The sequence below is a fragment of the Lacinutrix sp. WUR7 genome (assembly GCF_016864015.1).
Taxonomy (GTDB): Bacteria; Bacteroidota; Bacteroidia; order Flavobacteriales; family Flavobacteriaceae; genus Oceanihabitans.
This window is the reverse complement of sequence record NZ_CP045067.1, coordinates 1,700,277-1,713,477: the sequence shown is the minus strand read 5'-3', so window position 1 is coordinate 1,713,477 and position 13,201 is coordinate 1,700,277. Positions and strand designations below refer to the sequence as shown.

10 protein-coding genes are annotated in these 13,201 nt (G+C 34.3%); 1 reads left to right on the top strand and 9 read right to left on the bottom strand.

The window, feature by feature from the left end; translation table 11 throughout:
- Positions 1 to 156: 156 nt before the first annotated feature.
- The 8 genes from FG167_RS07510 to FG167_RS07475 all read right to left on the bottom strand — a co-directional run bounded on the left by FG167_RS07510 (position 157) and on the right by FG167_RS07475 (position 12,011).
- Positions 157 to 1,950, bottom strand: coding sequence for a cbb3-type cytochrome c oxidase subunit I (locus tag FG167_RS07510; protein WP_203460798.1), 1,794 nt, complete (start codon positions 1,948 to 1,950; stop codon positions 157 to 159).
- Between the two features lie 28 nt (positions 1,951 to 1,978).
- Positions 1,979 to 3,046, bottom strand: coding sequence for a cytochrome c oxidase subunit II (locus tag FG167_RS07505; RefSeq protein ID WP_203460797.1), 1,068 nt, complete (start codon positions 3,044 to 3,046; stop codon positions 1,979 to 1,981).
- A 29-nt stretch (positions 3,047 to 3,075) separates the two neighbouring features.
- Positions 3,076 to 4,455 carry a quinol:cytochrome C oxidoreductase gene (locus tag FG167_RS07500; protein WP_203460796.1) on the bottom strand — a complete coding sequence of 460 codons (1,380 nt, stop codon included), beginning with the start codon at positions 4,453 to 4,455 and terminating at the stop codon, positions 3,076 to 3,078.
- A 25-nt stretch (positions 4,456 to 4,480) separates the two neighbouring features.
- Complete coding sequence (locus FG167_RS07495; protein ID WP_203460795.1) at positions 4,481 to 5,038, bottom strand: cytochrome c; 558 nt, start codon at positions 5,036 to 5,038, stop codon at positions 4,481 to 4,483.
- A 1-nt stretch (position 5,039) separates the two neighbouring features.
- Positions 5,040 to 5,576 carry a DUF3341 domain-containing protein gene (locus FG167_RS07490; RefSeq protein ID WP_203460794.1) on the bottom strand — a complete coding sequence of 179 codons (537 nt, stop codon included), beginning with the start codon at positions 5,574 to 5,576 and terminating at the stop codon, positions 5,040 to 5,042.
- Positions 5,577 to 5,585: 9 nt separating this feature from the next.
- Positions 5,586 to 7,331 (bottom strand): NrfD/PsrC family molybdoenzyme membrane anchor subunit, encoded by a 1,746-nt coding sequence (gene nrfD / locus FG167_RS07485; RefSeq protein ID WP_203460793.1) that lies wholly within the window; start codon positions 7,329 to 7,331, stop codon positions 5,586 to 5,588.
- A 30-nt stretch (positions 7,332 to 7,361) separates the two neighbouring features.
- Entirely contained in the window at positions 7,362 to 10,625 is a 3,264-nt protein-coding gene (locus FG167_RS07480) for a TAT-variant-translocated molybdopterin oxidoreductase (protein WP_203460792.1), read from the bottom strand.
- Positions 10,626 to 10,718: 93 nt separating this feature from the next.
- A complete protein-coding gene (locus FG167_RS07475; protein ID WP_203461077.1) occupies positions 10,719 to 12,011 on the bottom strand; it encodes a c-type cytochrome in 1,293 nt (430 codons plus the stop codon).
- Positions 12,012 to 12,224: 213 nt separating this feature from the next.
- On the opposite strand from FG167_RS07475, the gene FG167_RS07470 reads away from it, so the two are divergent.
- A complete protein-coding gene (locus FG167_RS07470; protein ID WP_203460791.1) occupies positions 12,225 to 12,623 on the top strand; it encodes an SPOR domain-containing protein in 399 nt (132 codons plus the stop codon).
- A gap of 34 nt (positions 12,624 to 12,657) precedes the next feature.
- Here FG167_RS07470 and FG167_RS17505 read toward each other — a convergent pair whose 3' ends face one another.
- Entirely contained in the window at positions 12,658 to 12,921 is a 264-nt protein-coding gene (locus FG167_RS17505) for a T9SS type A sorting domain-containing protein (protein ID WP_203461076.1), read from the bottom strand.
- Between the last annotated feature and the right edge of the window lie 280 nt (positions 12,922 to 13,201).

The following is a 13,201-nucleotide window of genomic DNA, read 5'->3' as shown; positions in this document are numbered from 1 at the left end:
TTCCCACGAAAGTGGGAATCTCTTTTAATTTATCTAATACAAAGTTGAAGTGCATTCAGCTCAAAACAAATATAATGAAAAAGACCTTTGGAATATTATATATATCCAAAGGTCTTTTCGTAATTGTTATGATGTTCCTGTTAATACAGGTATATCTTAATGTTGAAGTTCTTCTTCACCTTCTTTTAAAGGAACGTTTTGAGGAACGAAATCTACATCATGTCCTGGTTTAGAATAGTCATAAGACCATCGGTATACGTGAGGAATATCTCCTGCCCAGTTACCATGTATGTGTTTAACTTCTGTTGTCCATTCAAGAGTCGTTGCTCTCCAAGGGTTTTTCTCTGCTTTCTTACCAAAGAACATACTGCTAAAGAAGTTATATAAGTAAATCAATTGTACTGCTCCACCAACTAAAGCAAAAACGGTAATGATTACGTTTGTATTTGCTAAATCGTCAAATAATGGAAAGTTTGAGTTTGTATAATAACGTCTTGGTAAACCTGCCATTCCAATAAAGTGCATTGGGAAGAAAACACCGTAAGCACATATTGCAGTAATCCAGAAGTGAATATAACCAAGGTTTTTATTTAACATTCTTCCGAACATTTTTGGATACCAATGGTAGATACCTGCAAACATTCCGTAAAGAGCAGATATACCCATTACTAAGTGGAAGTGTGCAATTACAAAGTACGTATCGTGTACATTAATATCTAATGCAGAATCTCCAAGAATAATACCCGTTAAACCTCCTGTAATGAAAGTAGAAACAAATCCAATAGAAAACAGCATGGCTGGATTCATTTGAATGTTTCCTTTCCAAATCGTGGTTATCCAGTTAAAAGCTTTTACTGCGGAAGGAATTGCAATCAATAAGGTTGTGAATGTAAATACAGATCCTAAGAAAGGATTCATACCTGAAATAAACATATGGTGACCCCAAACGATTGTTGAAAGGAAAGCAATTGCTAAAATAGAAGCAATCATTGCACGGTAACCAAAAATAGGTTTACGGGAATTGGTTGCCATAATTTCGGATACTAGACCCATTGCAGGTAAAATTACAATATATACTTCTGGATGCCCAAGGAACCAGAATAAGTGTTCGAATAATACTGGTGAACCACCTTGATAATGTAAAACTTCACCTTGAATAAATATGTCAGACAAGAAGAAGGATGTACCGAAACTTCTATCCATTATTAATAATAAACATGCCGATAATAAAACAGGGAATGATACTACACCAATAACAGCTGTAATAAAGAATGCCCAAATAGTTAAAGGTAGTCTAGTCATAGACATTCCTTTAGTACGTAAGTTAATTACGGTAACTATATAATTTAAAGATCCTAATAAAGAAGAAGCAATAAATATAGCCATAGAAACTAGCCATAACGTCATCCCCATACCAGAACCACCGGATGCCATTGGCAATGCAGATAATGGCGGATAGATTGTCCATCCTGCTGCTGCTGGTCCTGCTTCCACAAAAATGGAACCTAACATAATCACACAAGAGATGAAAAATAACCAATAGGATACCATATTTAAGAACCCGGAAGCCATATCTCGTGCACCAATTTGCAACGGAATTAATAAGTTACTAAAGGTACCACTTAATCCTGCTGTTAATACAAAGAATACCATGATGGTACCATGAATAGTTACCAATGCAAGATAAATATCTGCATCCATAACTCCTCCTGGAGCCCATTTACCTAATAATGCTTCAAAAATTACATTTGGCTCTTCTGGCCATGCAATTTGCATACGAAACATAAGAGACATGATTACTCCAATAACTCCCATGATTGTACCAGTAACTAAATACTGTTTTGCAATCATTTTGTGATCTTGGCTAAATATATATTTAGTTACAAAAGTTTCTTTATGGTGATGCTCTTCGTGTGCTTCGTGATCGTGTGTATCTGCGTGTGCTGACATAATTTAATATTCTTTTGTCTTATTAAATTTAGTTAATTAGTGAGTTTTTGAAAGCTTTTTGTTCTTTCATCCAAGCGTCATACTCTTCTTGAGTTTCTACAATAATTTTCATTTGCATGTTGTAATGTGATTTTCCACAAATCTTATTACATAATAACAAATAATCAAAATCATATCTTTCTAGAGCTTCTTCTCCTTTAGCAATTAATTTCTTGCTTTTTTCTACTCTAATACTGTTAATATTAGCCACCTTATCTACCATGTCTGGGTTTTGGCGCATATCTGCAGTAGTAACTGTTGGTGTAAATCCAAATTGTGTTATCATACCAGGAACACAGTTCATTTGTGCTCTAAAGTGAGGCATGTATGCAGAGTGTAATACATCTTGTGAACGCATTTTAAATAATACAGTACGACCAACTGGTAAATGCAACTCAGAAGTAATTACATCATCTTGTGCATTTGGATCCGCTTCGTCTAGACCTAAAATATTAGCTCTATCGATATCGATTAAACGAACATTTGCTTTTCCTAAAGTATTATCTGCTCCACCATATCTAGCTTTCCAGTTAAACTGTTGTGCATATAATTCAACTACTAAAGGATCATCATCTTCATTTACATTCATTATATCTGACCAAGTGAACAATCCGTAGATTATTAAACCTGCTAATACAATAACTGGAATGATTGTCCAGATAAACTCTAATGTGTTATTGTCTGCAAAGAATAATGCTTTCTTACCTTTTTCTCCTTTGTATTTAAAAGCGAAATAATGTAAAAGAAATTGTGTAATGGTTTGCACTATAAAAATAAGTGCCATGGAGATAATCATTAAATTATCTACTTCAGGACCATGTGCTGATGCCGAATTAGACATTAAAGGTAAATCACCTAATTCTACAACACTCCAAATAGTTATTAAATAAATGAAGGCTAAGAAACCTATCATTAAATAACCGTTTAAGGTATTATCTTTATCTGTTGCAACTTGGCTATTTGATGTACCTACTTGAGCTAAATCAAATATTTTAACCATCTGCCAAATGGCAATTGCTATAAATACTAAAACTAAAATTGTTAATAAAGCAGTCATTGTTGTCTATCGTCTTTATTTATATCTTATTAATAATGGAAATGTTCACTTTCTTTTACAAAAGGATTACGTTTTGCTAATAACGGTGCTTTTGTTAAAGCATTAAATACTACATATATGAATAATCCTGCGAATAAAAATACTGCGCTTATTTCAGGAATTCCTATAAACCATCTATCTCCTACTGTTGCTGGCATAATCATATTGAAAACATCTACATAGTGCCCTATTAAGATTACAATACCTGCCATAACTACAAACCAAGGAATACGTTTATAATCACTATTCATTAATACTAAGAATGGGAATACTAAATTAAGTACTAACATTCCAAAGAATGGTAATCTATAATCTTCAATTCTAGTTACAAAGTATGTTACTTCTTCAGGAATATTAGCATACCAAATTAACATGAATTGTGAGAACCATAAGTAAGCCCAGAAAATACTAAACCCAAACATATATTTAGCTAAATCATGTAAATGACTATCATTTACTAGTTCTAAATACCCTCTAGATTTTAAGTATAGTGAAATAAATGCAATTACAGTAATACCGCAAACCATCATTCCTGCTAATACATACCATCCAAATAAGGTAGAGAACCAGTGTGGATCCACACTCATAATCCAATCCCAAGACATCATTGATTCAGTGTATAAAAAGAACACTAAGAATGCTGCTGAAATACGGAAAGTCTTTTTAAAGTTTTTGTCATCTGTTGCATTATCCTGAGCAATAGAGAATTTACGAGAAAATTGTCTATATAAAACCCAACCACCTGTAAAGACTAAACCTCTAACAATAAACCAGCCAATATTTAACCAGCTAGATTTTCCTTGTATTAATTTATCATGTGCAACTACTTCAGGATCCATCCAAACAAATATATTGTTGTGACCAATAAAGTGGGATGCTGCTGCAACACCTATAACTATTAAAGCACCAGGAAGTAAATATGCTGTGATACCTTCCATTACTCTAAATAAAACAGGAGACCAACCAGATTGGGAAGCCCATTGTACTGCATAAAAAGCTAAAACTCCAAGTGCAATCATCATAAAGAAGAATGCCGCTACATATAATGCAGCCCAAGGTCTATTTGCAATTTGATGTTGTACATGTTCTACATGTTTTTTGTGTTCGTCTACATGTGCACCAGCTTCCGTTCCATGCGAATCCTCTGCATGTGCATTTTCTGTTGCATGTGTATCATGTGCGTTTTCTGTTACTGCAGCATGTGCAGCTTCTTCGCCATGACCACCTCCATGATGTGCTTCTTCCGCTAATATGGCTTCCACGTCTTCAAAGGATTTATGAGATGTCATAAAACCATATCCAACTCCTAATAACCCTAAAATCATTAGTGCGAAAGAAAATGTCTTTAATTTATTTGAGAATGTGTACATATCTATATATAAACTTTATCTAATCTTATTTTTCTAAATCAGCTTTCAACGTTAAAACATAAGCAACTACTTGCCAACGTTCTTCTTCGTTAAGTTGGTTTGCGTAAGAACCCATTGCATTTTTACCATAATAAATAGTATGGTAAATACTTCCTGCATTAATAGCTCTTCCTGCATCGTCATAACTTGGTATACCTAGTATTTTTTCACGTTTCACTAAGTTTCCTTGTCCGTTACCTTTATTACCATGGCAAATACCACAATAAATATTGTATAAGTCTTTCGCCTTATCTTCGTCATATTGACCAGCTGCCAATGGACTTACTAAATTTGCTTTAGCTTCTTCGTAACCTGCTGTAGTATTTGCTATTTCAAAAGGAGTAAATCCTCTTGGTATAGTTCCTTCTACTGGTAATTGTGCTTCTACTCCATTTGCAAATGCAGTAGACTCGCCATACGCCTCATAAGGTACAGGTTCATACATGTTAGGCATGAATTGATAGTTAGGTCTCGAATCTTTTTTACAAGATACTATTGAACTTACTACAAGTACGAATACAAATATTTTTATTAAATGCTTCATATTAATGTTCATCTTCTTTATCAATAATATTTACTTCTACAGCACCTGTTTTGTTTAACAGTGTTGTTAGTTCATTTTCATTACCATGAACAGCAATTTCCATTAAAAAATGATCATCTGTTGTTCTAGGATCTGGATTTTCTGCTTTTTTAAAGGGCCACATTCTACTACGTAAATAAAATGTAATAACCATTAAGTGTGCAGCAAAGAATACCGTTAACTCAAACATAATTGGCACAAATGCCGGCATGTTCTCGATATAACTAAAACTAGGTTTACCACCAATATTTTGTGGCCAGTCTTCAATCATAATGAAATTCATCATTAAGGTTGCTACTGCTAAACCAACACATCCATACATAAAGGATGCAATTGCTATTCTTGTTGGAGCTAATCCCATTGCCTTGTCTAGTCCGTGAACTGGAAAAGGGGTATATATTTCTTCAATGTGATACTTTTCGGCTTTTACGGCCTTAACAGCATTCATTAACACATCGTCGTCTGTATAAATAGCGTGAATTACTTTTGAAGCTTCCATATGCTACTTTTAGTTTATTAGTTGTTTAGCTTGTCCTGCCCAATCGTCACGTTCTGCTCTTCCTGGGAATGATTCTGTAATAGAATCTAACAAGTCGTATTCATTTTTAGTCATCTTACTTACTTGTAAGAAAGTATAAATACCAATGCTATTTAATACTTCTTCCATTTTTGGTCCAACACCATTAATCTTTTTAAGATTATCTGCTGTTTGTGTATTGGGATCAAAAGTTCCTATAGTTCCTAAAAGGTTTGTTACTCTATTAGAAGTATCTTCCTTAGGAGCCGCTGTTACTTTATCCGCTTTAGGTTTAGAAGCTGTAACTGGTTTTTCAGATGTTCTAGAATCTGCTCCTGTTCCAACTAGGCTATCTCCTCTTTCTCTAATTTTCTTATAACGTTCACCAGAAGATTTTAAAATGGTCTTAACCTCTGCTTGTGCAATTACTGGAAAAGTTCTAGAGTATAATAAGAATAATACAAAGAAGAACCCTATGGTACCAATAAATATTCCTATATCTACAAATGTAGGAGAGAACATTGTCCATGATGATGGTAAGTAATCTCTATGTAATGATGTTACAATAATTACGAAACGTTCGAACCACATACCTATGTTTACCACAATAGATATAAAGAATGAGAACATAATACTTGTTCTTAATTTTTTAAACCACATGAACTGCGGAGAAATAACATTACATGTCATCATTGACCAATATGCCCACCAGTAAGGTCCTGTTGCTCTATTTAAGAATGCGAATTGTTCATATTCTACACCAGAATACCAAGCAATAAATAACTCTGTGATATATGCTACACCAACTATAGAACCCGTAATCATAATTACAATGTTCATTAACTCGATGTGTTGTACTGTAATATAATCTTCAAGGTTACACACTTTTCTCATAATAATAAGAAGTGTATTTACCATTGCAAATCCTGAGAATACTGCACCTGCAACAAAGTAAGGAGGGAATATGGTAGTATGCCAACCTGGAATAACAGATGTTGCGAAATCAAAAGATACAATCGTGTGTACAGAAAGTACTAAAGGAGTTGCTAAACCAGCAAGTACTAAAGATACTTCTTCAAAACGTTGCCAATCTTTAGCACGTCCAGACCAACCAAAACTTAATAAGGCATATATTTTCTTTTGAAAAGGTCTTGTTGCTCTATCTCTAATCATTGCGAAATCTGGTAATAAACCTGTCCACCAGAAAACTAATGATACCGATAAATACGTAGAAATCGCAAATACATCCCAAAGTAATGGGGAGTTAAAGTTTACCCAAAGAGATCCAAATTGATTTGGTATTGGTAATACCCAATATCCTAACCATGGTCTTCCCATGTGTATAATTGGAAATAAACCTGCTTGAACTACTGAGAAAATTGTCATTGCTTCTGCAGAACGGTTAATTGCCATTCTCCATTTTTGACGGAAAAGTAGAAGTACTGCAGAAATAAGTGTTCCTGCGTGACCGATACCTACCCACCAAACAAAGTTAGTAATATCCCAAGCCCAACCAACGGTCTTGTTTAGACCCCAAGTTCCAATACCTGTAGATACGGTGTAAAGTATACATCCAATTCCCCATAGAAAAGCGACTAATGCAATAGAAAATACTATCCACCATTGCTTATTTGCTGTACCTTCTATAGGTCTTGCCACATCCACAGTAACATCGTGGTATGATTTTTCACCTGTAACTAAAGGTCTTCTAATAGGTGCTTCGTAATGAGACGCCATAATGCTTTATAATTGATTCTTAATTAATTTTTATGCTTCGGTTGTATTTCTCACTTTAGTATGGTACTGCACGTTAGGCTTAGTTCCAACACTCTCTAATAAGTGATACATACGGTTATCTTCTAAAAGTTCTGCAACTTTAGATTCTTTATCGTTGATATCTCCAAATACCATTGCTCCACTACTACATGCAGCTGAACAAGCGGTTTGGAATTCACCATCTTTAATCTCACGTCCATCACGTTTTGCGTCTAAAATGGTTTTTTGTGTTTTTTGAATACACATAGAACATTTTTCCATCACACCACGAGAACGAACAACAACATCTGGGTTTAATACCATACGTCCTAAATCATCATTCATGTGGTAGTCAAACTCATCATTCCCATTATATAGGAACCAGTTAAAACGACGCACTTTATACGGACAGTTGTTTGCACAATATCTTGTACCTACACAACGGTTATATGCCATGTGATTTTGACCTTGACGACCATGCGATGTTGCAGCAACTGGACAAACAGTTTCACAAGGTGCGTGATTACAATGTTGACACATTACTGGTTGAAAAGCTACCTGAGGATTATCTGACGCATGCTCCAATTCACCAAATTCACTTAATGAACTACTTAATCCAGATATATTATCTTTCTTTTCGTTATCTCCTGCAAAAGTAGTTTCTGAAGAATAATATCTATCAATACGCAACCAGTGCATATCACGACTACGTCTTATTTCTTCTTTACCTACAACAGGCACATTGTTTTCTGCATGACATGCAATAACACATGCTCCACAACCTGTACAAGCATTTAAATCAATAGATAAGTTAAAGTGATGTCCGATAGAACGATCAAACTCATCCCAAAGATCTGCATCTTTTGAGGTTACTGGAATTTCATCGTGATTATATGAAACTACAGGAATTGCATTCCAATGTTTTTTATCTTTCGTATTAAATACTTCTAAAGTTGTTTCCTTTATAATATCTCCACGACCCATTAATGTGTTGTGTAATTGAACACAAGCAAATTCATGCTCACCAGGTACAAGTTTTACAGATACATCATTTTGCACTGTATTAAAGTCTTGGTAAAAAGGGAATGCATTCTTACCCGTTTGCATTTCTTCTTTTAATCCGTTTTTACGTCCAAAACCAAAAGACATTCCTAAAGATCCAACAGCTTGACCTGGTTGAATAATTACTGGAAGAACTTCTGTAATACCATTAACGGTTAATTCTACTAAACTAGAGTTTAAACCACCTGTTGCAACATGCCAGTTTCTAACACCAAATTTCTCGGCATCTTTAGCAGACATTGTTAAGTAGTTATCCCAAGTTGTTCTTGTAATAGGATCTGGAAATTCTTGTAACCATGGGTTATTGGCTTGTTGACCATCTCCCATTCCTGTTTTAGAATATAAGGTTAACTCTAATGGAGATGTTTTCGCTGAAGCTACTAAAGCTCTTGCTGCATCACCACCAGATTTAGCAGATATTCCGGCTACAGAACCACCGTTTGATGTTGTAGTAGAAGATGTAGTAGTTGTATATGTATCTTTATCTTCTTCTTTTATTCCAACTCCAACAGCAGCATCATGAATGACACCACCAACCCAAGTTCTATCTTTTTTATCGTTTAATTCTGTAGAAGTACTATGCACAGTATTAGATGAAGCACCATTTGCTCCTCCTAGAGTAGATCCAGTTACAAAAACACCATCATGTAATGCTTTGTTAAAAGAACCGCCACTTACGACACTAGACTTCCAATTTTGTTTAATATAATCATGAAATGATACTTCACTTCCCGTCCACTTTAATAAAGTGTCTTGAAATTGTCTTGTATCAAACAATGGACGAATTGTTGGTTGCATTAAAGCGAATTGTCCTTTTTTCATTTCTACATCTCCCCAAGATTCTAAATAATGAGGTGCTGCCGCAATATATGTTGCAGCTGTAGCTGTTTCATCTGCTTTCATTGAAAAACAAACAGAAACTAAATCTTTATTATTTAATCCTTCAGCAAAATCTGAAGCATTTGGTAAGGTATATAATGGATTTACTCCACTCATAATTAAAGCACCAACTTTACCTGCTTTCATATCAGCAACTAAAGCATTTACTGCTTTATCATTTCCTTGTCTTGTTTGTATTGGCGAAGTAGTATCGAAGGCTTTAGAGTTTAAAGCTTCGTTTATTTCTAAAACTACTGTTTGCGCATCTACATCTTGTAAACCAGTTACAACAACTCCGTTTCTTCCTGCTTTTTTAAGCTGAGAAGCTGCTTGACGAATTGCTTTATCCGTTGCTTCTGGTAACGTTCCTGAAACAGAACCACCAACCACATAAGAATATAGTTTAGCTAACGCTACTTTTTGTAAACTTGGTGTTAAAGGAATACGTTTATCTGCATTTGCTCCAGATAAAGACATATTAGACTCTATTTGAATATGGCGAGACATTTTTCCATGTGTTGGAATTTTGTTCTTCGCATATCCAGAATCAAAACCTCCACCTTGCCAATCTCCTAAAAAGTCAGCACCAACAGAAACTATGGTCATTGCTTTAGAGAAATCATAATTTGCTAAAGCACGTTCACCGTACTTCGCTTGGTAAGCATCTAATGCAGCAGATTCTGAAATAGCATCATAAACTACATGACGAACATTACCATACTTTGATGTAAACTCTGAAATTAATTTTGAAGTTGATGGACTAGCAAAAGTTTGTGTTAATAAAACAATGTCTTTACCAGAACCTTTAACAGCTTCTAGTTTCTGCATCATTGTGTTATCAAGTTCTGTCCATGAAATAGCGTTTTCGCCTTGCATTGGACCTTGAACTCTTAAACTATCATACAATCCTAAAACCGAAGCATTCACTCTAGCATTAGCACTTCCATTAGAAGGAGCCATGGTATTGTTTTCGATTTTAATAGGACGACCTTCGCGAGTTTTAACTAAAACAGATGCAAAATCAAATCCATTTGCAATGGTAGTTGCATAGTAGTTTGCTACTCCAGGAATAATTTCTTCTGGTTGCACTACATAAGGAATCGATTTAATAACTGGTCCTTCACAGGCAGCAAGAGATGCTGCTGCTGTACTAAAACCAACATATTTTAAGAAATCACGACGTGTAGTTGAAGAAGACTCTAAAGTGTCTTTATCTCCTAAAAATTCGTCTGTAGGAATTTCTTCAACAAATTCGTTTTGTTTTAGCGTCTCAACAATAGAGCTATTTTCGTTTAGCTCCTCAACACTTTTCCAGTATTTCTTGTTTGATGACATATTATATAATTGAATTACTTCTTATTAATTATTTTTAAATAAAATCTCTTTTTAGGGAGACTACCGCTTTCGCGGAAATACTAAAACGTTGTTTTAGTAGTGACATTTACCACATTCTAATCCACCCATTTGCGCTGCAGTTAACTGCTCAACACCATATTTCTTAGATAATTCTTCGTGAATTTTTGTATAGTATGCATTGTCTTTTACTTTCACATTAGTTTCTCTGTGACAGTTAATACACCAACCCATTGTTAGAGGAGCAAATTGGCTAACAATTTCCATTTCTTCAACAGGACCATGACATGTTTGACATTCTAACCCTGCAACCGTTACGTGTTGTGAGTGATTAAAGTATGCGAAATCAGGTAAATTATGAATACGTATCCATTTTACTGGTTGCGGATTTCCTGAATATTTTTGATCTGCATCATTCCAACCTGCTGCTGCATATAATTTCTGGATTTCTCCATCGTAAAACTCTTTAGTATATTCTGCAGATGTTTCTCCAGTATATTCATAAACCGATTTATGACAGTTCATACAAACATTTAAAGAAGGTATTCCTGATGTTTTACTAACTCTTGCAGAAGAGTGACAGTATTTACAATCGATACCGTTATCTCCAGCATGAATTTTATGTGAAAAATGTATTGGTTGTACTGGTTGGTATCCTTGATCTACACCTACTTGCATAAAAAAACCATAAACAAAATAGCCACTAGCTAATAAAAAGAAAATAGCAGTAACCAATACTAAGAATTGATTTTGAGCAAAAGCTTTCCATAAAGGCACACTTTTATCGCTTGAAACATCTACTCCTTTAGCATCGGCAAATCTGCGAAGCGTTTTATTTACTAAAACTAATGCTAATGCTAAAAGACCAAACAATACAGCTAGGGCTCCTAGAATTAACTTATTAGAAACAGTATCTCCACTTCCTGAAGCTGGAGTCATTCCTACTTGCGTAGATGCTCCTTGCGCTGGCGCTTTTGCTTCTTCAGCAGTATATGCTAAAACATTATCAATATCTTCATCTGACAATTGAGGGAAGGCAGTCATTGCAGCTCCTCCAAACTCATTGTAAATCTTGTTTGCGTATGCATCTCCAGACTTAATTACTCCTGAACTATTACGAATCCATGCAGCAAGCCATGCTTTATCTAAACCTTCATCATCTGACAAACGTTGCTCTACATTACGTAAAGCTGGCCCGGTCATTTTCTTGTCTAACTTATGACAAGCAGCACAATTTGCATTAAATAAAGATTTACCCTTTGCTGGATCACCTTCTTGAGCAGAAAGCGCCATGGAAAACGTTAGTAAGATAATTAAGCTTAAACGAAGAATAGTTGCACTTAATTTACGGTGAATCACCTGTTTCATATTATTTGTTGAATTAACTTCTAAACTTTGGTCTGGTTTTTTCATTTACTAAAAGAAAAAATACAGTTATAAAATCTCAAGCAAAAGTAATATTAAAAGTCGATTTTAGAAATGTTAGGGAAGTGTTAATTGCTAATTTAGAGAAATTCTAAATAATAAAACAGCTAACTATTTAGTTTAGAACATTTACATTTGCATTAAACAGGACAAAAAATGAAATTATTAAAAATAAAAGAAACCATTCTTTCCGTATTTATAACATTTGCATTAACAGGTATTTGTAGTGCACAGCAAGGTACTGTAATTGTTAATCAGGATCCGGAAATCACGGAATTATTAGCGCTCAAAAAAGAAATAAACACCAATGAAGACGCTAGTGACCGATATAAAATACAGATTTATTCTGGACGAAGAAGTACCGCAGAAAGCAACCAAACCGATTTTAAAGGTAATTATTCGCAATGGTCTAGTAAATTAGTTTACGAAACACCAAACTATAAGGTATGGATTGGTAGTTTTAGATCTAGATTAGAAGCAGAAAGAGCTTTATTGAAAGTGAAAAAGAAATTTCCGAATGCTTTTCTTTTTAAACCCAAAAAGAAGAAAGAGTAATAATTCAATAATAATTAATTAAAAATCGACTTCGTTAGTTAAAACTAATGAAGTCGATTTTTTTTATATAATGGTATAAATAATATTCATTAACAATTTTCTTTACTACTTCTCTATCACCTATTCTTAAAGCTACAAAGTAATGTCCAGAATTAAATTCTGAAACCTCTATAGTACTTGAATGATTTGTACTAAGCACGCTTTTGCCTAAAACATCATATAGCAAAACATTATCTATATTACTATGGACAGACTTAATATGAAGTGTGTTATTTACTAGATTAGGATATAGACATATCTCATTTTATAGTTGTACATCTGCTACACTTAAATTCATGTCTTAAACATCTCCCATCAAACTATTAATTAGTCCCTAAAGTGATTGTGTTACTTAGGTATCTTACTCCCAAATACCAAAAGTTAAACTTGGAGGACTTGGCAATGATGCTTCGGCATTATAATACAAAACAGAGGAGTTTAAAAAGGTGACGTTTCCATCATTTGCAACGACTTACTCACATAGATTAGTTGCATTCCAATTAATATAAAATTTGGAATTTCTTATTTTACCATAAGAC